The sequence below is a fragment of the Mycobacterium sp. genome, from assembly GCF_032162605.1.
GTDB lineage: Bacteria > Actinomycetota > Actinomycetes > Mycobacteriales > Mycobacteriaceae > Mycobacterium.
On the sequence record NZ_JAVROT010000210.1, the window covers coordinates 1 to 21,881 of the forward strand.

Annotated in this window: 25 protein-coding genes and 1 pseudogene; 6 read left to right on the forward strand and 20 right to left on the reverse strand. The window is 67.5% G+C overall.

Annotation, left to right across the window (positions count from 1 at the left end):
* Window positions 1-88: pseudogene (mihF, locus tag QOI01_RS13170) on the reverse strand (integration host factor MihF); the annotation flags it as partial.
* 522 nt (window positions 89-610) lie between these two features.
* Between mihF and QOI01_RS13175 the strand changes: the two are divergent.
* The 3 genes from QOI01_RS13175 (at window position 611) to QOI01_RS13185 (ending at window position 2,202) form a co-directional block, all read left to right on the forward strand.
* Window positions 611-1,192 (forward strand): hypothetical protein, encoded by a 582-nt coding sequence (locus QOI01_RS13175; protein ID WP_526381561.1) that lies wholly within the window; start codon window positions 611-613, stop codon window positions 1,190-1,192.
* A gap of 124 nt (window positions 1,193-1,316) precedes the next feature.
* Window positions 1,317-1,697 (forward strand): DUF4345 family protein, encoded by a 381-nt coding sequence (locus QOI01_RS13180; protein WP_526381563.1) that lies wholly within the window; start codon window positions 1,317-1,319, stop codon window positions 1,695-1,697.
* Window positions 1,698-1,836: 139 nt separating this feature from the next.
* Window positions 1,837-2,202, forward strand: coding sequence for a hypothetical protein (locus tag QOI01_RS13185; RefSeq protein ID WP_526381565.1), 366 nt, complete (start codon window positions 1,837-1,839; stop codon window positions 2,200-2,202).
* Between the two features lie 83 nt (window positions 2,203-2,285).
* Here QOI01_RS13185 and pyrF read toward each other — a convergent pair whose 3' ends face one another.
* The 7 genes from pyrF to pyrR all read right to left on the reverse strand — a co-directional run bounded on the left by pyrF (window position 2,286) and on the right by pyrR (window position 11,120).
* Window positions 2,286-3,101, reverse strand: a complete 816-nt coding sequence (gene pyrF, locus QOI01_RS13190; protein WP_526381567.1) for an orotidine-5'-phosphate decarboxylase — start codon at window positions 3,099-3,101, stop codon at window positions 2,286-2,288.
* The gene (carB, locus tag QOI01_RS13195; RefSeq protein ID WP_526381569.1) at window positions 3,098-6,445 is read right to left on the reverse strand and encodes a carbamoyl-phosphate synthase large subunit; all 3,348 of its coding nucleotides are present in this window, start codon (window positions 6,443-6,445) and stop codon (window positions 3,098-3,100) included. The genes pyrF and carB overlap by 4 nt, the downstream gene beginning before the upstream one ends.
* Before the next feature lie 97 nt (window positions 6,446-6,542).
* Window positions 6,543-7,673 (reverse strand): glutamine-hydrolyzing carbamoyl-phosphate synthase small subunit, encoded by a 1,131-nt coding sequence (gene carA / locus QOI01_RS13200; protein WP_526381623.1) that lies wholly within the window; start codon window positions 7,671-7,673, stop codon window positions 6,543-6,545.
* Between the two features lie 38 nt (window positions 7,674-7,711).
* The gene (locus tag QOI01_RS13205; RefSeq protein ID WP_526381571.1) at window positions 7,712-8,212 is read right to left on the reverse strand and encodes a PH-like domain-containing protein; all 501 of its coding nucleotides are present in this window, start codon (window positions 8,210-8,212) and stop codon (window positions 7,712-7,714) included.
* A 30-nt stretch (window positions 8,213-8,242) separates the two neighbouring features.
* Entirely contained in the window at window positions 8,243-9,535 is a 1,293-nt protein-coding gene (locus QOI01_RS13210; protein WP_526381573.1) for a dihydroorotase, read from the reverse strand.
* Entirely contained in the window at window positions 9,532-10,551 is a 1,020-nt protein-coding gene (locus tag QOI01_RS13215) for an aspartate carbamoyltransferase catalytic subunit (protein WP_526381575.1), read from the reverse strand. The genes QOI01_RS13210 and QOI01_RS13215 overlap by 4 nt, the downstream gene beginning before the upstream one ends.
* A complete protein-coding gene (gene pyrR, locus QOI01_RS13220) occupies window positions 10,548-11,120 on the reverse strand; it encodes a bifunctional pyr operon transcriptional regulator/uracil phosphoribosyltransferase PyrR (protein WP_526381577.1) in 573 nt (190 codons plus the stop codon). The genes QOI01_RS13215 and pyrR overlap by 4 nt, the downstream gene beginning before the upstream one ends.
* Before the next feature lie 114 nt (window positions 11,121-11,234).
* Here pyrR and QOI01_RS13225 point away from each other — a divergent pair, with 114 nt between their 5' ends.
* Entirely contained in the window at window positions 11,235-12,443 is a 1,209-nt protein-coding gene (locus QOI01_RS13225) for a serine hydrolase domain-containing protein (protein WP_526381579.1), read from the forward strand.
* Between the two features lie 11 nt (window positions 12,444-12,454).
* Here the strand turns inward: QOI01_RS13225 and QOI01_RS13230 are convergent, their stop codons facing one another.
* Both QOI01_RS13230 and QOI01_RS13235 read right to left on the reverse strand, forming a co-directional pair.
* Entirely contained in the window at window positions 12,455-12,760 is a 306-nt protein-coding gene (locus QOI01_RS13230) for an SDR family NAD(P)-dependent oxidoreductase (RefSeq protein ID WP_526381581.1), read from the reverse strand.
* A gap of 62 nt (window positions 12,761-12,822) precedes the next feature.
* On the reverse strand, window positions 12,823-12,963 hold the full coding sequence (locus QOI01_RS13235; RefSeq protein WP_526381583.1) for a hypothetical protein: 141 nt from the start codon (window positions 12,961-12,963) through the stop codon (window positions 12,823-12,825).
* Window positions 12,964-13,338: 375 nt separating this feature from the next.
* Between QOI01_RS13235 and QOI01_RS13240 the strand changes: the two genes are divergently transcribed.
* Entirely contained in the window at window positions 13,339-14,565 is a 1,227-nt protein-coding gene (locus tag QOI01_RS13240) for an FAD-dependent oxidoreductase (RefSeq protein WP_526381585.1), read from the forward strand.
* On the opposite strand, the gene QOI01_RS13245 is transcribed toward QOI01_RS13240, so the two are convergent.
* Genes QOI01_RS13245 through QOI01_RS13260 form a run of 4 tightly spaced genes read right to left on the reverse strand, consistent with a single transcriptional unit; the run spans window position 14,562 to window position 16,862 of the window.
* On the reverse strand, window positions 14,562-14,711 hold the full coding sequence (locus QOI01_RS13245; RefSeq protein WP_526381587.1) for a hypothetical protein: 150 nt from the start codon (window positions 14,709-14,711) through the stop codon (window positions 14,562-14,564). The genes QOI01_RS13240 and QOI01_RS13245 overlap by 4 nt on opposite strands.
* Complete coding sequence (gene nusB, locus QOI01_RS13250; RefSeq protein ID WP_526381589.1) at window positions 14,711-15,190, reverse strand: transcription antitermination factor NusB; 480 nt, start codon at window positions 15,188-15,190, stop codon at window positions 14,711-14,713. Before nusB ends, QOI01_RS13245 begins: the two co-directional genes overlap by 1 nt.
* Window positions 15,183-15,746, reverse strand: coding sequence for an elongation factor P (gene efp, locus QOI01_RS13255; RefSeq protein ID WP_526381591.1), 564 nt, complete (start codon window positions 15,744-15,746; stop codon window positions 15,183-15,185). Before efp ends, nusB begins: the two co-directional genes overlap by 8 nt.
* A gap of 24 nt (window positions 15,747-15,770) precedes the next feature.
* Window positions 15,771-16,862, reverse strand: coding sequence for a M24 family metallopeptidase (locus QOI01_RS13260; protein WP_526381593.1), 1,092 nt, complete (start codon window positions 16,860-16,862; stop codon window positions 15,771-15,773).
* 33 nt (window positions 16,863-16,895) lie between these two features.
* Here QOI01_RS13260 and QOI01_RS13265 point away from each other — a divergent pair, with 33 nt between their 5' ends.
* Window positions 16,896-17,459, forward strand: a complete 564-nt coding sequence (locus QOI01_RS13265; protein ID WP_526381595.1) for a B-4DMT family transporter — start codon at window positions 16,896-16,898, stop codon at window positions 17,457-17,459.
* Here QOI01_RS13265 and aroQ read toward each other — a convergent pair.
* Genes aroQ through QOI01_RS13295 form a run of 6 tightly spaced genes read right to left on the reverse strand, consistent with a single transcriptional unit; the run spans window position 17,456 to window position 21,872 of the window.
* Entirely contained in the window at window positions 17,456-17,896 is a 441-nt protein-coding gene (aroQ, locus tag QOI01_RS13270; protein WP_526381597.1) for a type II 3-dehydroquinate dehydratase, read from the reverse strand. The two genes, QOI01_RS13265 and aroQ, sit on opposite strands and share 4 nt — an antisense overlap.
* Window positions 17,893-18,972, reverse strand: coding sequence for a 3-dehydroquinate synthase (gene aroB, locus QOI01_RS13275; RefSeq protein ID WP_526381599.1), 1,080 nt, complete (start codon window positions 18,970-18,972; stop codon window positions 17,893-17,895). Before aroB ends, aroQ begins: the two co-directional genes overlap by 4 nt.
* On the reverse strand, window positions 18,965-19,609 hold the full coding sequence (locus tag QOI01_RS13280) for a shikimate kinase (protein ID WP_526381601.1): 645 nt from the start codon (window positions 19,607-19,609) through the stop codon (window positions 18,965-18,967). Before QOI01_RS13280 ends, aroB begins: the two co-directional genes overlap by 8 nt.
* Complete coding sequence (aroC, locus tag QOI01_RS13285; protein WP_526381603.1) at window positions 19,609-20,817, reverse strand: chorismate synthase; 1,209 nt, start codon at window positions 20,815-20,817, stop codon at window positions 19,609-19,611. The genes QOI01_RS13280 and aroC overlap by 1 nt, the downstream gene beginning before the upstream one ends.
* Before the next feature lie 42 nt (window positions 20,818-20,859).
* Window positions 20,860-21,354: a GNAT family N-acetyltransferase gene (locus tag QOI01_RS13290; protein ID WP_526381605.1), complete on the reverse strand. Its 495-nt coding sequence runs from the start codon at window positions 21,352-21,354 to the stop codon at window positions 20,860-20,862.
* Window positions 21,355-21,386: 32 nt separating this feature from the next.
* Window positions 21,387-21,872, reverse strand: a complete 486-nt coding sequence (locus tag QOI01_RS13295; RefSeq protein ID WP_526381607.1) for a prepilin peptidase — start codon at window positions 21,870-21,872, stop codon at window positions 21,387-21,389.
* Window positions 21,873-21,881: the final 9 nt, after the last annotated feature.

Consider the following 21,881-nt stretch of genomic DNA (forward strand, 5'->3'; position numbering starts at 1 on the left):
CCTTCAATTCAGCTCGCGCTCGACGTGCGGCAGCAGCCTTCTCCAACGCTGCCGCGCGCTGTTCGTCGGTCAACTGGGGAAGGGCCACGGGTTCCTCCGTCTCTCGCCATCTTCGTACTGGCCATCATCTAGTTGTGTCTTGACTGGTTAGAGAACCAGCCAGCGTCGACGACCGTACCCACGGCCGCTGACGAAAGCTAACCCCACCCCCCGAGTTACGGGGTCAAAAGCGCAGCGTGTAGGGCGATCGCCAGTATTTCACCGCCATGCCTGCACGGGCCCGGGTGGGGTCTGACTCGCACGCGATGTGCCTGCATATCAATGGTTTTGGAGGGCCCGGCACGTCCGGATTGCCGGGGAGGCTGGCGGCGAGGGCGCCGAGCCGGTACCCGAAGGGACCCTCTTGATGAGAATTTCGCTGGTCACCGCGTGTCGGGCGTGTCGGCGGCAGCGCGACGCGTGACGTTCGAGCCACGTCCGTCACTTGGGTTACCCCCGTCACGTACTTCACTCACATACAGGAGATAGCTGGCACACAGGTTTCCTGCATAGCGTTTTGCCGGGGTCGGGGTTGATCCCTTCAAAATGAAGCCTCGAAAGGAAAGATGCCATGCATCTCAAACGCGCGACGTGTGCGTCCGCCATCGCCATCGGCGTCGGTGTGTCCGCATTGACGACTGGTGTCGGTTTCGCGGCCGCCCAGCCGGGGCCCTCGCCGTGCGGGCCGCAGGGCGGCACGTGCCAAGGGCCGGGGGGCGGACAAGGCGGCCCTGGTGGGCAGGGTGGCCCCCAGCATCAGGACCAGGGCGGCCCAGGCGGACCTGGTGGGCAGCGTGAACCCGGTGGTGGCCCTGGTGGACCCGGTAGTCCGCCGCCCCAACAGCGGGGCGGACCCGGCGGGCCTGATGGCCGCGGTCCAGGTGGACCCGGCGGACCCGATGACCACGGCGGACCGGGTGGGCCCGGTGGATTCGGCGGCCCAGGCGGCCCGGGCGGTGGGCCTGGCTACCACGGCGGCCCAGGTGGGCCGCAGTGGGGACCACCTCCGCCGGACCTGGCCTGGCGCGGCATCGACCAGGGTCGGAACGACCATCAGCCCTTCAACTACAAGAACCAGTGGGTGCAGCCGATCTTCAACCAGGACTACAACAACTGGGGCTTCTGGTTTCTCGGCATCTGGATCCCGCTGTGATCGTCTGACCTACGTCGAAGCGAAGGTGCGGCCGGTGTGAAAGCACCGGCCGCACTTTGGGCGTTGCCCCCTCCCGAGATAGTCAACTACAGTGCGTAGTAGATCCTTCGAGGAGGTGCTCGCAATGCGGCGAACGACTCAGATTCTGGTGGCGATCATCGGTGTGGCGGTGGTCGGAATAGCCACGGGGCACCTGATCCTCGGCGGTGGCGCCGTCATCGGCGGCAGTCCACTCAACGCGACGGCGGAGGGCGAGCACCGCTTCTTCGCCGCCATGTTCCTCTGTTACGGGTTCGGTTTCCTGTGGTGCGTGCCGGGCATCGAGAGCAAACGACGGCCACTGAATCTGCTGGCCGGAGCGTTCCTCTTGGGCGGCCTTGCGCGGCTCGCATCCGTGGCCATCTCCGGGCCGCCCAACGCCTTCTACTGGGCAATGCTCGCCGTGGAGCTGGCGTTGCCGTCCCTGCTCTTCGTCCTCACGTCGAAGGTGCCGCAATCCTCCTGATGGCAAACAGTTCTCCTTCTGTTACCGAATGCACAGCGGGCGCCCATCCTCGCCCAAGGGTCAGCCCATGTCCGCCACTTAACGTCATGTCCACGAGGCGAACTCGCGCCCCGCATACGATATGAGTGGAGTGACACTGATGACCTTCAAGCGAGCCGTATACGCATCGACACTAGCTGCCGGAGTAGGACTCGCCGGGTTGTTCGGCGTTGGCCTTGGCACGGCGGCAGCAGATCCCGGACCGGGTTGCAACGCACCGAACCGGCCGCCCTGCGGGCAGGACCAGCACAACAACCAAGGGCCCAACAACAACCACCAAGGACCCAACAACAACTGGGGTCCTAACAACAACCAAGGACCCGTCGACTGGCATGGTCGCGGGGTTGACCAGGGCCGTCAGGACCACCAGCCGTTCAACTGGAACGGCCAGCAGGTCACCCCGATGCAGGCAGGCAACGGCCAAGGCTGGGGATTCTGGTTCGGCCCCGTCTGGATTCCGCTGTAAGCCATTAAATTACGAGGCGGCGGGTCATCGACAACGGTGGCCCGTCGCTTGCATTTCCGAGGCCGGGTGCGGCCGTCGTCGGCCTAACGGGTCAGATACGCCACGGCGTCGCGCATCCGCTCTCCGGCCGCCCGCACCGCAGCGACGTCGGGGCCGGCCCGCAGCACCTCCCGGGAGACGGCCGGGAGCAACGTCCCTGGCGCCGCACCACCGAATCCGCGAAGCGCATCCGGTCGCCCCCCTTGAGCACCGACCCCCGGCACCAGCACTGGACCGCCGAGCCCACTTAGATCGGGTAGTTCGGTCAGGGTCGCGCCGACGACGACCCCGACGGAACCCGTTCCAGTGCCGCAATTCTCGGCGCTCACGTCGTCCACGACCGACTGGGCCACCGTCCGCCCGTGAATCTCTGCGCGTTGCACGCTCGCGCCCTCCGGGTTGGAGGTCGCAGCCAGTACGAATACGCCGCGGTCGTGCTCGGCTGCGGTTTCGAGAAGCGGCCTCAGCGAGCCGAAGCCCAGGTAGGGAGAGGCCGTCACCGCATCACAAGCCAGCGGCGAGTCGCCCGCCCACGCGGCGGCGTAGGCCGCCATGGTGGTGCCGATGTCGCCGCGTTTGGCGTCGGCCAGCACCAGCACGCCGGCGTCGCGCAGTTCGGCGATGGCGGTCTCGAGCACGGAATATCCCGCTGCGCCGTAACTCTCGAAGAACGCCACCTGGGGTTTGACGACGGCGAAGCCTGCGAATGCCTCGACGCAGACGTCACAGAACGTGCTGAGCCCGTCGACGTCCACCGGCAGGCCCCATGCCGTCAGCAGTTCCGGATGCGGGTCGATGCCCAGGCACAACGGGCCCCGTTCCGCCGCCGCGGCGGCCAGCCGCGCCCCGAAACCGGTCACTTCTGCGCACCGAGCCGGCTGTGCAGCTCCTGCAGCGACATCACGCCGATGTCGCCGCGAATGCCCGCCTCGATACCCTGCACCGCCGCTGACGCGCCCTGCACCGTCGTGACGCAGGGAATGTTCATCGCCACCGCCGCGGACCGGATCTCGTAACCGTCGATGCGTGGTCCCGAATTCCCGTACGGCGTGTTGATCACCATGTCGACGTCACCCGCACGGATCGCCTCGACCGCCGACACCGCGGGTCGGTCGGGGCTCGGCTCCTCGAAGTGCTTGCGTACTTCATCGCAGGGAATGCCGTTGCGGCGCAGCATCTCCGCGGTGCCCTCGGTGGCCAGCACGCGGAAGCCGAGATCGGCAAGCCGCTTGACCGGGAACACCAGTGAGCGTTTGTCGCGGTTGGCCACCGAGACGAACACCGTGCCATGCGCAGGCAACGAGCCGTATGCCGCGGTCTGGCTCTTGGCGAACGCGGTGCCGAAGTCGCGGTCGATTCCCATGACCTCGCCCGTGGACTTCATCTCCGGGCCGAGCAGCGAATCCACCTGCGAGCCGTCGGCCTTGCGGAATCGGTTGAACGGAAGCACCGCCTCCTTCACCGCGATCGGGGAGTTCGGCGAGACACTGGCCCCGTCACCGGTCGCGACCAGCAGGCCCTCCTCCCGCAACTGGGCGATCGTGGCACCCAACATGATCCGGGCGCATGCCTTCGCCAGGGGCACCGCGGTGGCCTTCGAGACGAACGGCACCGTGCGGCTGGCGCGGGGGTTGGCCTCCAGGACGTAGAGCACGTCGTCCTTGAGCGCGTACTGCACGTTCAGCAGGCCCACCACGCCGATGCCGTGGGCGATCGCCTCGGTGGCGTGCCGAACCGCCGCAATGTCCTGGCGGCCCAGCGTCACCGGCGGAAGTGCGCAAGCCGAGTCACCGGAGTGGATGCCCGCCTCCTCGATGTGCTCCATCACACCGCCGATGTAGACCTCGGCGCCGTCGCACAAGGCGTCCACGTCGATCTCGATCGCATCCTCGAGGAATCGGTCGACCAGCACGGGATGTTCGGGCGAGAGCTGGGTGGCGCGAGTGATGTACCCGCGCAACGTCTCGTCGTCATAGACGATCTCCATACCACGTCCACCGAGCACGTAGGACGGGCGCACCAGGACGGGATAGCCGATGTCTGCTGCGATGCGGCGAGCCTGCTCGAAGCTGGTCGCCATCCCGAAACGCGGTGCGGGCAGCCCGGCGTTCTTGAGCACCTCACCGAACTCGCCGCGGTCCTCTGCCAGATCGATCGCCTTGGGGCTGGTGCCGACGATGGGCACGCCCGCGTCGGCGAGTCGCTGCGCGAGACCGAGCGGCGTCTGGCCGCCGAGCTGCACGATGACCCCGACCACCCCGGGACCACCTGCACCCGAGGCAGATTCGGCGTAGTACACCTCGAGGACGTCCTCGAAGGTCAGCGGCTCGAAGTACAACCTGTCCGCGGTGTCGTAATCGGTCGACACCGTCTCGGGGTTGCAGTTGACCATGACGGTCTCGAACCCGACTTCGCTCAACGTGGTCGCGGCGTGCACGCAGCTGTAGTCGAACTCGATCCCCTGGCCGATGCGGTTGGGGCCCGATCCGAGAATCAGTACCTTGGGCTTCTCGATCTGCGGTGCCACCTCGGTCTCGGCCGCGGGATCGGACTCGTAGCTGCTGTAGTGATACGGCGTCTTGGCCTCGAACTCAGCTGCGCAGGTGTCGACGGTCTTGTAGACGGGATGGATGCCCAATCGACGACGCAGCGCCCGGACGCCATCCTCGCCGGCCAGTTCCGTTCGCAGAGCCGCGATCTGACGGTCCGACAGGCCGCTGTGTTTGGCCCTGCGCAACAGTTCTTCGTCGAGCACGGGTGCTTCACAGAGCTCGGCCCAGAGCGTGACCAGGCCCGCGATCTGGTCGACGAACCACGGGTCGACGCCCGAAGCAGCGGATACGTCCTCGACCGTGGCGCCCTGGCGCAGCGCCTGCTCCATGTCGTAGAGGCGACCGTCCATCGGCGTTCTGAGACGCTCCAGCAGTTCGTCCACGGAGAGATCGAGATCGTCGCCAGTCCAGAAACCTCCGCGCCCCGGGGTCTCGAGCGAGCGCATCACCTTGCCGAGCGCTTCGATGAAGTTGCGACCCAACGACATCGCCTCGCCGACCGACTTCATCGTCGTCGTCAAGGTGGGATCGGCCCCAGGAAACTTTTCGAAGGCGAACCGCGGCGCCTTGACGACGACGTAGTCGAGTGTCGGCTCGAAACAGGCCGGGGTCTCCTTGGTGATGTCGTTGACGATCTCGTCGAGGGTGTAGCCGATCGCGAGCTTGGCGGCGATCTTCGCGATCGGGAAGCCGGTGGCCTTGGATGCCAGTGCGCTCGATCGCGAGACGCGTGGGTTCATCTCGATGACGACGAGCCTGCCGTCCGCCGGGTCGACGGCGAACTGGATGTTGCAACCGCCGGTGTCCACGCCGACCTCGCGTAGGATCGCGATGCCGAGATCGCGCATCTTCTGGTACTCGCGGTCGGTCAGCGTCATCGCCGGTGCGACGGTGACCGAGTCGCCGGTATGCACACCCATCGGATCGAAGTTCTCGATGGAGCACACGACGACCACGTTGTCGCGGCTGTCGCGCATGAGCTCGAGCTCGAATTCCTTCCACCCGAAGATGGACTCCTCGATCAGCACGTTCGCACTAGGCGAGGCGGCCAGCCCGTCGCCCGCCATCCGGTCCACGTCCTCGGCGCTGTACGCCATCCCCGAACCGAGGCCACCCATCGTGAACGACGGCCGGACCACGACGGGCAGCCCCAGCTCCTCGACCGTTTCGCGGACCTCGTCCATGGTGAAACAGACCCGCGACTTCGCCGACTCGCCACCAACCTTGGCGACGATGTCCTTGAACTTCTGTCGGTCCTCGCCACGCTGAATAGCTTCGAAGTCCGCCCCGATGAGTTCGACGCCGTGTCGGTCCAGCGCACCATTCTCGTACAGCGCAACGGCTGTGTTGAGCGCGGTCTGACCGCCGAGGGTGGCGAGAAGTGCGTCGATCTTGTTGCCGCGCTCGGCCTGTTGGGCGATCACCTTCTCGACGAACGCCGCGGTGATGGGCTCGACGTAAGTGTTGTCGGCGTACTCGGGGTCGGTCATGATCGTCGCCGGATTGGAGTTGACCAGGCTCACCTGCAGGCCCTCGGCCCGCAAGACGCGGCAGGCCTGGGTGCCCGAGTAGTCGAATTCACACGCCTGTCCGATCACGATCGGCCCCGATCCGATCACCAGCACGTGGTTGAGGTCTGCGCGACGTGGCACTAGCGCACTCCCATTCCCGCGCGAGCGCGCGTGTCCGTACGGAAAAGCACGGCGCGTCGCGTACAGACACGCACGCTCGCGGGAGATGGGGACAGCACTATTTCTCCCCCGCCATCAGGTCGACGAACTGGTCGAACAGGTAGTTGGCGTCGTGCGGACCCGCAGCGGCCTCCGGGTGGTATTGCACCGAGAACGCTCTTCCATCAAGCAGTTTGATGCCCTCGACGACCCCGTCGTTGGCACATGTGTGGCTGACGGTCGCGCGGCCGAACGCGGTGTCGAACTCCTCACCCGCCTCGCCTTCGAGCGCGAAGCCGTGATTCTGCGCCGTGATCGCGACACGCCTGCTGGTGTGGTCGATCACCGGCACGTTGATACCGCGGTGGCCGAAGGCCATCTTGTACGTCGAGCGGCCCAGCGCCCGACCGAGTATCTGGTTGCCGAAGCAGATGCCGAACAACGGGATTCCCGCAGCCAGCACCTCGCGCGTCACGCCCACGACGTGGTCGGCGGTCGCCGGATCGCCGGGGCCGTTGGACAGGAACACGCCGTCGGGCCGAAGCTCGGCGAGCTCCTCGAAGGTCGTGCTCGACGGGAGCACGTGGCTGCGGATGCCCCTGTGGGCGAAGTTGCGCGGAGTATTGGTCTTGATGCCAAGGTCGAGCGCGGCGACCGTGAATCGCGGTGGCCCAGCGGGTTCCACGACATAGGTCGACGAGGTACTGACCTCGCCTGCGAGATCGGCGCCCAGCATCGACGGCTGACTGCGCACCCGATTCAGCAGTTCGTCGACACCCCCGGATGCACCGGCGAGCGCGCCACCGGAGAACACGCCCGCCTTCATCGAGCCGGCCGAGCGTAGATGGCGCACGATGGCGCGGGTGTCGATCCCGGCGATCCCGACGATTCCCTGGCGAACGAGCTCGTCGTCGAGCGTTCCGGTAGCCCGCCAGTTCGAGGCTCGCGGCGAGGGATCCCGAACGGCGTACCCGGCGACCCAGATCTTGTCACCACGACTTTCGCCGTCCTCACCGTTCCACCCCGTGTTGCCGATCTGCGGCGCCGTCGCGACGACGATCTGGCCGTGATAGCTCGGGTCGGTCAGGGTCTCCTGATACCCGGACATTCCGGTGGAGAACACTGCCTCCCCCAGAGTTTGCCCGACCGCGCCGAAAGTGGTGCCGGTGAACGTCCGTCCGTCGTCCAGGACGAGTACGGCCTTGTCTATCCCCATGCGCGATCCGCTCCGCTTCTCGCTGCCGACACTCACGCCGCCTCCTCTACCCAGTTGGCGAGCTCGCGGCGGTCGTCGCCGCGGAACCCGGTGTCGATCTCGGTGCCCGACGGCAGCTTCCAGCGGATGGCGAGGATGCCGTCGTACGTGAGCGCCTTGCCCGCGATGCCCCGCTCGGTCCTGATCGCCGTGATCGATTCGTCGGGTATCCAGATCGGGCCCGCGCCGCTGCGCTGCACCATGATTCCCTCGGGATAGCGGGTCAGCACCGCCTTGCTCCGGAATCCCAGGCCGCCCACGGCGATGCGGTTCTGCCAACTCGGCGCAATCGTGCTTCCGACGTAGAGTCCCTTGGTCGCCGGGATGATCGCGGGCCCAACGGTGTCGGGCAACGGCGGCAGCGTGCCGATCATTTCCGCCTGCCGCTGCGCCCGGTGGAACCAGCCACGCAGTATCTGTCGGATGAAGAACGCGATCAGCAGGGCCAGCAGGGCGGCCATGATGAGGCAGGCGATCAGCGTGGCGTCATTCATGCGCGATCCGCTTCGCTACTCGCTGGCCGTTCATGCCGGGCTCTTCCCGTCGCGTGCGGTGACTTTGCCGCGCAACAACGTCAACGTCACGGCCGCAGGCAGGGTCATGGCTTCGTACGGAGTGTTGTCCGACCGGCTCGCGAGTTCGGCACCGCTGACGGTCCAGGTCGCATCGGGGTCGACGACCGTCAGGTTGGCGGGCTCGCCGACCTCCAGGGGCCTGCCCTGGTCGGGCAGTCCGACGATGCGGGCGGGCGCCTCACTCATGACCCTCGCGACGTCGCGCCACGTGATCAGGCCAGGCCGCACCATCGTTTCGACGACCACCGACAGCGCAGTCTGAAGACCGAGCATGCCGGGCCGCGCAACCGCGAACTCGCACATCTTCTCGTGCTCGGCATGCGGCGCGTGATCGGTGGCCACGCAGTCGATGACCCCATCGGCGAGTGCCTGCCGCAATGCCACCGCATCGCTGGCCTCACGCAACGGCGGATTGACGCGGTTGCGCCCGTCGTAGGTCTGCAACCTGGCGTCGTCGAGAAGCAGATGGTGCGGCGTCACCTCGGCGGTGATCGAAATGCCTTGCTCCTTGGCCCATCTGACGAGCTCGACAGTGCCCGCGGTGGAGGCGTGGCAGATGTGCACGCGCGCCCCGGCGTCACGCGCGAGGATCGCGTCGCGCGCGACGATTGACTCCTCGGCGGAGCGTGGCCAGCCCGCCAGCCCGAGTCGGGCTGCGTTCGGGCCCTCGTGGGCGACGGCGTCGACCGTGAGCCGCGGCTCCTCGGCGTGCTGGGCGATGAGCACGCCGATGCCGCTGGCGTACTCGAGCGCCCGCCGCATGACGAGCGGGTCGTGCACGCAGATGCCGTCGTCGGAGAACATCCGCACCCGGCCCACCCCGGCGGCCATCAGACCCATTTCGGTGAGCTGCGTGCCCTTCAGACCGACCGTCACGGCGCCGACCGGATGCACGTCCACCAGGCCGACCTGTTGTCCGCGGTGCCAGACGTGGTCGGTGACGACGGAGCTGTCGGCCACGGGGTTCGTGTTGGCCATGGCGAACACCGCGGTGAACCCGCCGAGAGCGGCTGCCGCCGAGCCGGTTTCGATGTCCTCGGCGTACTCGCGGCCGGGCTCGCGCAGGTGGGTGTGCAGGTCGACGAAGCCGGGCAGTAGGACCTTGCCGCTCGCATCGATGACGTCGGCGTCGTCCGGCGCCGTGAGGTCCGCACCGATGTCGGCGATCTGCCCGTCGTCGACCAGCACGTCGACGGGGTCGCCTTCGCCGTATAGAAGTACACCCTTGATCAAAACCGTCACGCATTCACCTCCGCGCCCGCGCCGACCAGCAGGTGGAAGAGCACCGCCATCCGGACGTGGACACCATTCGAAACCTGTTGCAGCACCGCGGATTGCGATGAGTCGGCCACCGATGACGCGATCTCCATGCCGCGCAGCATCGGTCCAGGGTGCAGGACCACGGCGTGGGCCGAGAGCTTGGCCGATCGCTTCTCGGAGAGTCCGTAGAGCACCGAGTACTCCCTGGCCGACGGGAAGAACCCGCCGTTCATCCGCTCGGCCTGCACCCGCAGCATCAGCACCGCGTCGGCCGCGGGCAGTTCGGCGTCGAGGTCGTGGGACACGGTGACCGGCCACGTCTCCACCCCCACCGGCAGCAAGGTCGGCGGTGCGACGAGCACCACCTCCGCGCCGAGGGTCGACAGCAGCAGCACGTTCGACCGCGCCACCCGGCTGTGCAGGACGTCGCCGACGATGACGACGCGCTTGCCCTCGACAGAGCCGAGCCGCTGGCGGATCGTCAGCGCGTCCAGCAGCGCCTGGGTGGGGTGCTCGTGTGTGCCGTCACCGGCGTTGATCACGCTGGGCCCACCCACCAGTTCCCCGAGTCGCTCCGCTCCTGCCCGCCGATCCAGTTCCCCGAGTCGCTCCGCTCCCCGCCGATCGACCCCCTCCGCCGTCCACTCCGCGAGTTGTTGCGCCGCACCGGAAGCGGGATGCCTGATGATCAGCGCATCGGCACCGGCCGCGCGCAGCGTGAGGGCAGTGTCGCGCAGCGATTCGCCCTTGGCCACTGACGATCCCGACGAGCTCACGTTGATCACGTCGGCGCTCATCCACTTGCCCGCGACTTCGAACGACACCCGGGTCCGCGTCGAGTTCTCGTAGAACATCGTGATCACGGTGCGACCCCGCAGAGTGGGCAGCTTCTTGACCTCGCGGCCGAGCAGTGCCTGGCTGAACCGGTCGGCGTCGTCGAGGATCGCAGTCGCCTCGTCGCGCGACAGGCCGGCCGCCGAGAGCAGATGTCTGGTCATCGCACGGGCCCCCCGGTGTTGGCGATCAGCACACCGTCGCGGCCGTCGTGTTCGGTCAACAAGACCTTGATGTTGTCGCTGCGGGACGTGGGCACGTTCTTGCCGACGTAGTCGGCGCGCAACGGCAGTTCCCGGTGACCGCGATCGACCAGGGCGGCCAACTGCACCGCGCGCGGCCTGCCAACGTCGCGCAGCGCATCGAGGGCGGCCCGCACGGTGCGGCCGGAATACAGCACGTCGTCGACCAGGACCACCACGGCGTCGTCCACACCGCCGTCGGGAATCGAGGTGTCCTCCAACGGGCGCGGCGGCTTGAAGTTCAGGTCGTCGCGGTAGAGCGTGACGTCGAGGGCCCCCGCCTTGACGGTGACGGAGGAGAACTCGGTGATGTTGTGCGCGAGCCGCGCGGCCAACGTGACGCCGCGGGTCGGGATGCCGAGCAGGACGACGCGTGGCGCGTCGGGACCGTCGAGTGCGGTCTTCTCGATGATTTGATGAGCGATGCGCGAGATGGTCCGGCTCACGTCTGCGGCGGACATCAATTCCCGGTCGGGGCGGGGGGCAGCCATAACTGACCTGGACCTCCTTCTCCGCCTCTCGGGACGGATCGTTAAAGGACGTCGAACTTCCGCGGCAGCTTATCACCCGCGTACGCCCCCAGGGTCGCTGACTAAGCTGGCCCGGTGAATCTCGACGGTAACCAGGCGTCCATCCGCGAGGCGATCGACGCGGGTCTGCTCGCAGGCGCCGTCACCCTGGTGTGGCAGGCCGGCAAGGTGTTGCAGGTCAACGAACTCGGCTTTTCCGACGTCCACGCCGGGTTGCGGATGCAGCGCGACACCATCTTCCGGATCGCGTCGATGAGCAAGCCGGTGACGGTGGCCGCCGCGATGTCGATGATCGAAGAGGGCGTGTTCGCGCTGACCGATCCCGTCGCAGCCCATCTGCCCGAGCTCGCCGATCTTCGCGTAATGGCCGAGGGGTGCGGGCCGCTGGACCAGACCGTGCCCCTGCGCCGGCCGATCACGTTCGACGACCTGATGACGCACCGCAGCGGGCTTGCGTACGCGTTCTCGGTCGGCCCGCCACTCAGCCGGGCGTACGGCAAGTTGATGTTCCGACAGGATGAGGACCGCTGGCTCGCCGAAGTGGCGAAGCTGCCGTTGGCCCACCAGCCCGGTGAGCGCCTGACCTACAGCCACGCCACCGACGTGCTGGGCATCGCCCTGTCCAGGATCGCAGGCAAGCCGCTCGCCGAGGTGCTGGCGACCCGGATTCTCGAACCTCTCGGCATGTCCGACACCGGTTTCGCGGTCAGCGTGGAGGGGCGCAGGCGTGCGGCCACCATGTACCAGCTCGACGAGACCGGCACGCTGCGCGACGATGCGATGGGACCCGCGCCGGTGACGCTGCCGACGTTCTGCGCGGGCGGCGCCGGACTGTGGTCGACGGCCGACGACTACCTCGCCTTCGCCCGCATGCTGCTCGGTGGTGGTGAGGTCGACGGTGTGCGGGTGCTCTCGGAAGAATCGGTACGGCTGATGCGCACCGACCGGCTGACCGACGAGCAGAAGAAGTTTCCGTTCCTGGGCATGCCGTTCTGGCGGGGTCGCGGCTTCGGGCTGAACCTGTCGGTGGTGACCGATGCCGCGCAGTCGCGCCAGCTGTACGGGCCTGGCGGCCTGGGCACGTTCAGTTGGCCGGGCGCCTACGGCACGTGGTGGCAGGCCGACCCCTCGGCGGACCTCGTCATGCTGTACCTCATTCAGAACCTGCCGGATCTGAGCTCCGACGCGGCGGCTGCGGCGGTCGCGGGCAATACCTCGCTGGCCAAGCTGCAGGCGGCTCAGCCGCGCTTCGTGCGCCGCACCTACGAGGCGCTGGAGGCCTGACTCCGCCCGACTCAGGCCGAGGCGCGCAACGCGGTGTCCTCGGCGCGCACGACCGTGTCGATGCGGCCGAACCTGTCCATCACCCGCTCGATGACAAGGCCCCATTGGCGTTGATCCGCCGTGTCTGCGGCGATCACCATGACTCGATCGGCTGGATGGCCGTGCATGACCCTGACCGCGTCACCGGGATGGCGGGCGACGGCTGCCACCCGGCGCCCCTCGGCCAGTAGTATGCGCGCCAGCTGATAGCCGGCATCGGTGTCGCCGTCCAGCACGATGACGACAGTGGCTGTGACGGGGGACGTTTCGCGCTTCATACGGCGATTGAACGCCCGCTACCTTGGTGCGCGATGTGGGCCTGTTATGCGATGGCCACGAGTCACCACGGCACGACGTGGTTCTGGTAGTCGAGGAACTGCAGGCCGCCTTCGCCGGCGTGGGCGACGATGGCGTCGACGACACCGGGGATGCTGTCGTGCACCGTCAACTTGGCGCCGTCGCCGCCGAGCTCGGTCTTCACGTGACCGGGATTGATCAGCAGCAGCGTCAGCGGATCGTCGGCGTGACGGGCCGCGAAGCTGCGGGAACAACTGATTGAGCGCCGACTTGCTGGCTCGGTAGACCTCGTGCCCGCCCCGGGTGTTCTGCGAGATGCTGCCCTGTCGCGACGACATGATGCCGATGGTTCCCGAATCGGGCACCAGATAGTGGAGTGACTCGACGACGCGCAGCGGGCTGAGGGCACTGGTGACCATGACCTCGATGAAGCTTTCGGTGCTCACGTCTGCGATGTGGATGTCGCCCTGCGTGATCGCAGCGCCGCGTGCATACCCGTTCCTCGCGAACACCTTACGGGTTCACTGCCGCTTGAATGCGTATAACATACGCTTAGGCTATGACGCAGCCGACCGTATTGATCAGTGGTGCCGGAATCGCAGGGCCCGCGCTGGCCTTCTGGCTGGCAGGCAACGGTTATCGGGTCGTGGTCGTCGAGTCGGCACCGGGAATCCGCCCGGGAGGTCAAACCGTGGACCTGCGCGGCGCCGGTGCGGACGTGGTGCAGCGCATGGGACTGCTCGATGAACTGAAGCGCCGTTCGATGGACCAAGCCGGCATCGCCTGGGTGGCGCCGGACGGACGGCGTCGGGCGGAGATGCCGGTCGAGGCATTCGACGGCAACGGCGTGGTCTCCAAGCTCGAGATCCTGCGTGGCGACCTTGTCGACGTGCTGTACCAATCCACCAGGAACCGCGTCGAGTATCGTTTCAGCACACGCATTTCCGAGCTGCACTCCAACGACGAGGGCGTGGACGCGACACTGACCGACGGCACCCGGCTCACGGCCGACCTGGTCGTCGGCGCTGACGGTCCCCACTCGTCGGTACGAGGGCTGGTCTTTGGGCCGGAGGACCGATTCGTCAAGCCGCTGGGCGGCTATCACGCGTGGTTCACCGCACCAGATTGTGTGGGCCTCGACGGCTGGTACCTGATGTACCAGGCCGCGGGCGGCATCAACGCCTCGATGCGCCCATCGCATGATCAGGCGAACGCCAAGGCGGGCTTGGCCTTTCGGTCCGCACCGTTGAACTACGACCGACACGACCTCGACACTCAGCGACAACTGCTCGTGGAGAGGTTCGCCGGCGCGGGCTGGCAGTGCGATGCGCTATTGGCGGCCGCCGAGGGCGCGGACGACTTCTACTTCGACGCCTTCGCTCAGGTGCACATGGAAACCTTCTCGTCGGGCCGAGCGACCCTCGTTGGCGATGCGGGTTACTGCGCCTCACCGTTGAGCGGCATGGGAACCAGCCTCGCGCTGGTCGGCGCCTACCTCCTGGCGGGCGAATTGGGGCCCGCGGCAGATACTCTCACCATCGAACACGTTGAACGCGCGCTCGCGAACTACGGCAGGTTGATGCGGCCCTACATCGATAATTGCCAGAATCTGCCTGCAGGCATCGACGGCTTCGCACCGATGTCGAATTCCGGTATCGTGGTCACGGCGTTGGTGATGAAGTGGATGCAGCGCTGGCCGTTTCGCTCATTCGCCGCCAAGAAGTACTTCACCACCGCTGACTCGATAGAGCTACCGGGCTACGGAGGCGAGGGGGCCGCGCCCTAGATCGACCGCGACAACCCCCGGCCGAACTGCAGCAGACGTTGCATCTGCGCGAGCCCGCCGTTGTCGACGGTCTTGGTGCAGCGGGACGAATCGCAGAACAGGTCCACGCCGACAGCCGCCCCAGGCGTCCTCGGCGGCGCCGCCATCACAACCCCTCGGGGCTGCTCCGCACGGCGGCCGCAGCAGCACGAATCTGTGGGGTCACCAACATCACCTGGCCGAGGACGCCGTTGACGAACCCCGGCGAATCGTCGGTGGACAGGCTCTTGGCCAGCTCGACCGCCTCGTCGACCGCGACCGGCTCGGGAACGTCGTCGGCGTGAAGCAGCTCCCACACCGCCACCCGTAGCACTGCCCGATCGACCGCGGGCAGTCGCTCCAACGTCCAGCCCTGAAGGTGGGCGGAGATCAGATCGTCGATGTGCGCGGCGTGCTCGGTGACACCATGTGCGACGGTGACCGTATACGGGTTCAGGGTCGACACCTCGGAGTCGCCTTCCGCCAGGGTGTTGCGTCCGTCGGCGATCTCGGCGGCCGTCAGTCCGCGCGCCTCTGCCTCGAAGAGCAGGTCGACCGCGCGCTTGCGGGCCTGGTGGCGGCCACGGTCCGCGCGACGGTCAGGCATTCACCCGACCCAGGTAGCTGCCGTCGCGGGAGTCGACCTTGAGCCTGTCGCCGGTGTTGATGAACAGCGGCACGTTGATCTGGGCACCGGTCTCCATCGTGGCGGGCTTGGTGCCCGCGCTGGACCGGTCACCCTGCAGGCCGGGATCGGTGTGGGAGACGAGCAGCTCTACCGTCACCGGCAGCTCCAGGTACAGCGGCGCACCCTCGCTGAACGCAACCTGCACCGGCATGCCCTCGAGCAGGTAGTTCGCCGCGTCACCGACGAGGGACTCCGGCAGCGGGTGCTGCTCGTAGTCCTGGGAGTCCATGAACACGAAGTCGGTGCCGTCACGGTACAGGTACGTGGTGTCGCGGCGGTCGACAGTGGCGGTCTCCACCTTGACGCCCGCGTTGTACGTCTTGTCGACGACCTTTCCGGAGAGGACGTTCTTGAGCTTGGTTCGCACGAACGCGGGGCCCTTGCCAGGCTTGACGTGCTGGAACTCGGTGATCTGCCACAGCTGGCCGTCGATCTGCAGGACGAGCCCATTCTTGAAGTCGGCGGTCGATGCCACGGTCGGTACTACTCCTAGCCTCATTTAGAGAATCGCCAGTTCCTTGGGGAACCGGGTCAGCAACTCAGGTGTGGGTGCATCGTCACTGCCCACGACCAGCGTGTCCTCGATGCGGACACCGCCATGGCCGGGCAGATAGACACCGGGCTCCACGGTTACCGCGGAGCCAGCAAGCAGTGTACCGGCGGATGAGGCGCTGATTCCCGGCGCTTCGTGGATCTGCAGCCCGACACCATGACCAAGGCCGTGACCGAAGTTCTCCGCGAAGCCCGCATCAGCAATGACCTGGCGCGACGCCCCGTCCACGTCGGACAGCGACACCCCGGGCGCGAGCGCGTCGGTGCCCATCCGCTGAGCGGTGGCGACCAGGTCGTAGACGTCGAGCTGCCACTGCGCCACCGGTGAGAGGACGAACGTGCGCGTCATGTCCGAGTGATAGCCGGCGACCAGCGCACCGAAGTCGATCTTCACGAAGTCGCCCGCCGCCAGCACGGAATCGGTCGGCCGGTGGTGAGGGATTGCCGAGTTGAGGCCTGCGGCGACGATCGTCTCGAAGGACACGCCGTCGGCACCGTGGTCGAGCATCCGCGACTCCAGGTCGCGCCCCACCTCCTTCTCGGTGCGACCGGGCCGTAGACCGCCCGCCGCCACCAGGTCGGCGAGCGCCGCGTCGGCGGCCTCGCACGCCAACCGCAGCAACGCGATCTCGCCGGCGTCCTTGACCTCACGAAGCGCTTCGACCGCGCCCGCCGCCCTCCGCAATTCGACGTCGCCCGCGGCCTTCTTCAACAGCACGTGGCCGTCGACCGTCACCACGTGGCTCTCGAAGCCGAGCCGTCGCACCCCGCTCGCGGCCGCAACGGCCGTCAGATGGGGCCCACAGGACCGATCGATGACGATCTCGGCATCAGGGGACTGCTGGGCGGCCTGCGTCTGGTACCGGCCATCTGTCGCGAGTACCGGAACCTCGTCGTCGACACGAATCAGTAGCGCGGCGTTCGATCCGGTGAAACCGGACAGATATCGCACGTTGACCAGGTCTGTTACCAGCATTGCGTCCAACTCGGCGGCGGCGAGTCTGCGACGCAGGCGGCCCCTGCGCTGTGAAATCGTCACAGCGCCCGACGGTACTCGCTACGCTGTGCCCCCATGAGTAAGTGGTTGCTGCGCGGACTGGTGTTCGCGGCCCTGATGGTCATCATCCGATTGCTTCAGGGAGCCCTGATCAACCTGATGGAGAGCCAGGCGCTATTGATCAGCGTGATCCTGGTTGCGGTGTTCGCCATCGCGGCGTTCCTGTGGGGTTTGATGGACGGCCGCGGCGACGCGCAGGACAATCCCGATCCCGACCGCCGGGCCGACCTCGCCATGGCCTGGCTTCTGGGTGGTCTGTTCGCGGGCATCGTCAGCGGCTTCGTGGCGTGGTTCATCTCGCTCTTCTACGAGAACCTGTACGCCGAGGGTCTGCTCAACGAGGTGACCACTTTCGCCGCGTTCACCGCGCTGCTGATGTTCGTCTTCGCCATCGGAGGTGTGGCGCTGGGCCGTGCTCTCGTGGATCGCAATGCCCCGCCGGTTCAGCGTCACACCGTCGATGGCGACCGCGCCGACACCGACGTGTTCGAGGCCGTCCGCGACAACGAGACGCCAGTGCACTCCGGCGCCTCCACCGGCGACAAGACCACCCCGGTGAACCTCGAGAAGAACTCCTAGCCGCTCTCGGCGAGGTAGCGCAGGGCGAGCAGGTAGCCCTGCACGCCGAGTCCGACGATCACGCCCGTCGCGATGGCACTCAGGTATGACTGGTGCCGAAACTCTTCGCGCGCATGCACGTTCGAGATGTGAACCTCGATCAGCGGCGCTGTCAGCTCCGAACATGCGTCCCGAAGCGCCACCGAGGTGTGGGTCAACGCACCGGCGTTGAGCACGACGGGCTCCCCCGCGTCGGCGGCGTCGTGGACCCAGCCGAGTAGCTCGGCCTCGCTATCTGACTGTCGCACCAGGACTTTCAGCCCGAGCTCGGTGGCTTCGCGCTCGATGATTCCGACCAGGTCACCGTACGTGGTCCTGCCGTAGACCTCCGGTTGACGGCGCCCGAGCCTGCCGAGGTTGGGGCCATTGAGCACGTTGACGGTCACCGAGTCGTTCATTGGGCTGCGATCTCCGAGTAGGCGGCGACCAGCAGCGCGGGATCCGGGCCCTCGAGCCGTCCCGGCTTGGCCATACCCTCGAGGACCACGAATCGCAAGACGCCGGAACGGGTCTTCTTGTCGCCGGCCATGTACTCGAGCAGCTGCGGAAACGCATCGGCGTCGTAGGTCACAGGCAGACCAAGGGCCGTCAGGACGGTGCGGTGGCGATCGGCGGTCTCGTCGTCGAGGCGCCCGGCCAGCCTGCCCAGCTCCGCCGCGAAGACCAGCCCGACCGACACCGCTGCGCCGTGGCGCCACCGGTAGCGCTCGCGGCGCTCGATCGCGTGGGCCAGGGTGTGTCCGTAGTTGAGGATCTCACGCAGTTGCGATTCCCTCTCGTCCGCGGCGACGACCTCGGCCTTGATCACCACCGAGCGCCGGATGAGTTCGGGCAGTACCGAACCCCTGGGGTCGAGCGCCGCCTCCGGGTCGGCCTCGATCATGTCGAGGATCACGGGGTCGGCGATGAATCCGGCCTTGACGATCTCCGCCATGCCCGCCACGATCTCGTTGCGCGGCAACGTCTCCAGTGTCGCCAGGTCGACGAGCACCGCGACTGGCTGATGGAACGCGCCGACGAGGTTCTTGCCCGCGTCGGTGTTGATTCCGGTCTTACCGCCGACTGCGGCGTCCACCATGCCCAGCAGCGTGGTCGGCACGTGCACGACGTCGACGCCGCGCAGCCACGTGGCCGCGGCGAATCCGCTGACGTCGGTGGCCGCGCCGCCGCCCAGGCTCACGACCGCATCCTGACGCCCGATGCCGATGCGTCCCAACACATCCCAGATGAAGCCAACGACCGGAAGCTCCTTGCCCGCCTCCGCGTCTGGGATCTCGATGCGATGCGCGTCGATTCCCTTGTCGGACAGATGGTTCCGAATCACCTCGGCGGTCTGGTTCAGCGCCGGCTGGTGCAGGATGGCCACCCGGTGGCGGCCGTCGAGCACGCGGGTCAGGTCGTCGAGCAGGCCCGTCCCGATGATCACCGGGTAGGGGCGGTCGACCAGGACGTCGACGGTGACGGGTTCAGTCATTGCGCGCCTCTGCTCGACGGGCCAGCGCCGCGGGGCTAGGCGGCGCCTCTGTGGTGGGTGCGGGGTTCAGGACCGTGGGGAGTCTGCGCCACGCCGGCCTGCGGCGGCGCTTCGCATGCGGCCGTTCAGGGGTCGCGCTCTCCATCCGTTGCACGATGTGGCGCACCACCGCCCCGGGGTTGCGCCGATTGGTGTTGATCCGCAGGGTCGCCACCTGCCGGTACAGCGGGACGCGCTGAGTCATCAACTCGCGGAACCTCTCCCCGGGTTCGGCACCCGCGAGCAGCGGCCTGGCCGTTCCTCCCGAAGTGCGCCGAACACCCTCGGCGGCACTGATTTCGAGATAGATGACCGTGTGGCCGACAAGCGCGTCACGGACTTCTGGCGTCGTGATGGCGCCGCCTCCGAGCGAGACCACCCCGTCGTGTTCGGCCAGCGCCGCGCAGACGACGTCCGCCTCGATGCGGCGGAACTGGGCCTCCCCCTCGACGAAGATGTCCGCGATGCTGCGGCCCGTGGTCTCGACGATCTTGGCGTCGGTGTCGAGCAGAGGCACGCCAAGTGCCTTCGCGAGGCGGCGCCCGATGGTGGACTTGCCCGACCCGGGCATGCCAACGAGCACGGCCCTTGGCGCCATCAGCCCGACGCCTGCACTGGTTCGACCACATGCTGGCGTTTGGTGACGCTCGCCAGGTAGCCGCCGACGTTGGCCTTGGTTTCGGCCAGCGAGTCGCCGCCGAACTTCTCCAGCGCGGCACGGGCCAGCACCAGCGCCACCATCGTCTCGACGACGACGCCCGCGGCGGGCACCGCGCACACGTCGGAGCGCTGGTGAATGGCAACGGCTTCCTCACCGGTCGTCATGTCGACCGTCGCCAGTGCCCGCGGCACCGTCGAAATGGGCTTCATCGCGGCCCGCACCCGCAGCGCCTGACCGTTGGTCATGCCGCCCTCCAGACCGCCTGCGCGGTTGGTCGAGCGCATCACCCCGTCGGGGCCTGGGTAGATCTCGTCGTGGGCCACGCTGCCACGGCGGCGTGCGGTCTCGAAGCCGTCGCCGATCTCGACGCCCTTGATGGCCTGGATTCCCATCACGGCGGCGGCCAGCTGACTGTCGAGCCGGTTGTCGCCACTGGTGAACGACCCAAGGCCGACGGGCAGCCCGTCAACGACGACCTCGACGACGCCGCCGAGCGTGTCGCCGTCCTTCTTGGCGTCCTCGATCTCGGCGATCATGGCCTGCTCAGCCGCTTCGTCGAACGCACGAACCGGACTGTCATCAATGCGCGCCTGATCCTCCGGCCGCGGCGGCGGCCCGTCATAGGGCTTCGACGCGCCGATCGCGATGACGTGTGAGACCACCTCGACTCCGAGCGCCTGGCGTAGGAACTCCCTGGCGACGGTGCCTGCGGCAACGCGGGCGGCGGTCTCGCGGGCGCTGGCGCGCTCCAGCACCGGGCGCGCGTCGTCGAAGCCGTACTTGAGCATGCCCGCGTAGTCGGCGTGCCCTGGCCGCGGCCGGGTCAGCGGCTCGTTCCGTGCTCCGTCGAGGTCCGCCTGATCGACGGGGTCGGCCGCCATCACGGTCTCCCACTTCGGCCACTCGGTGTTGCCGATCTCGATGGCGATCGGACCGCCGAGGGTGAGTCCGTGACGTACCCCGGCCAGCACGGTGACCGCGTCGGCCTCGAACTTCATCCGGGCGCCGCGGCCGTAGCCCAGCCTGCGGCGCTTCAGCTGCCCGGCAATGTCCTCCGACGTGATCTCGAGGCCAGCGACCATACCCTCGACCAGGGCCACCAAGGCGCGGCCGTGGGATTCACCAGCTGTGGTCCATCGCAACACGCGTCCCATCTTCCCATGGCGGCCCCGACCTGACGTAATCCCTCATACTAGGCTGCGCTGCAGCAGCAATGTGTCGACGAACCTGTCGTGCTTGTAGCCGACATTCGTCAGGCGGCCGGCGTCGGTGAAGCCGAACCGGTGGTGCAACTCGACGGAGGCGGGATCGCCCGTGTCGGCAATCACCGCGATCACCTCCCGGATGCCTCTGACCACGGTCGCACCGAGCAACTCGCGCATCAGTTCGGTGCCACAGCCCTGTCCGGTGGCGCGCGGCGCGACGTACACCGAGTCCTCGACCGTGGACCGGTAGGCCGGTCGCGTCTTCCACGGTGCGCAGTACGCGTAGCCGGCGACGGTACCGTCGCGTTCGGTGACGATGAACGGCAGGTCTGCGCCGGTGATCGAGTCGAAGCGCCGTCGCCACTCCTCGCGCTCGGGCGGATCGAGCTCGAAGGTGGCGACGCTGGTGCGCACGTAGTGGGCGTAGATCTCCGCGATCGCTTCCAGGTCGTCGGGTGTGGCGGCGCGTGTGGGCATGGTCGTCTCCCCCGTTTGAATCAACGGTAGGTCTAGAGGACGACCAGGGCGACCGCTGCGAGCGTCGCGACACACATCGACGGTCCGTGCGGCACCGTGATTCCCCCCGTCGCTTCGCTCGCCCCGGTGATTCCCCCCGTCGCTTCGCTCGCCCCGGTGCCCCGAGCTTGCACGACGACGATCCCCCACAGCGCCGTCAGCAGCGGCGCGCCGATCGCGGCGAGTACCCAGGCATCGACCCCGAACGCGCCCGTCAGCGCACCGACGCCGATCGCCAACTTGACGTCCCCCGCACCCATGGCCACGGGTGCGACCAGGTGCACGCCGAGGTACAGGGCCGTCAGAACGAGAGCGCCGAGCAGCGCAGGCACCCCACGCCCGGCGAGCGCCGCGGCGATCAGGACCGCGACCGCGCCGGGAAGCGTCAGCGCGTTCGGCAGTCGACGCTGCCTGACGTCATAGACCGCGAGCGCCGCCAGCCAGGCCAGCACACAAACCGCGGCCACCCCTTCCCCCATGGAGAAAGG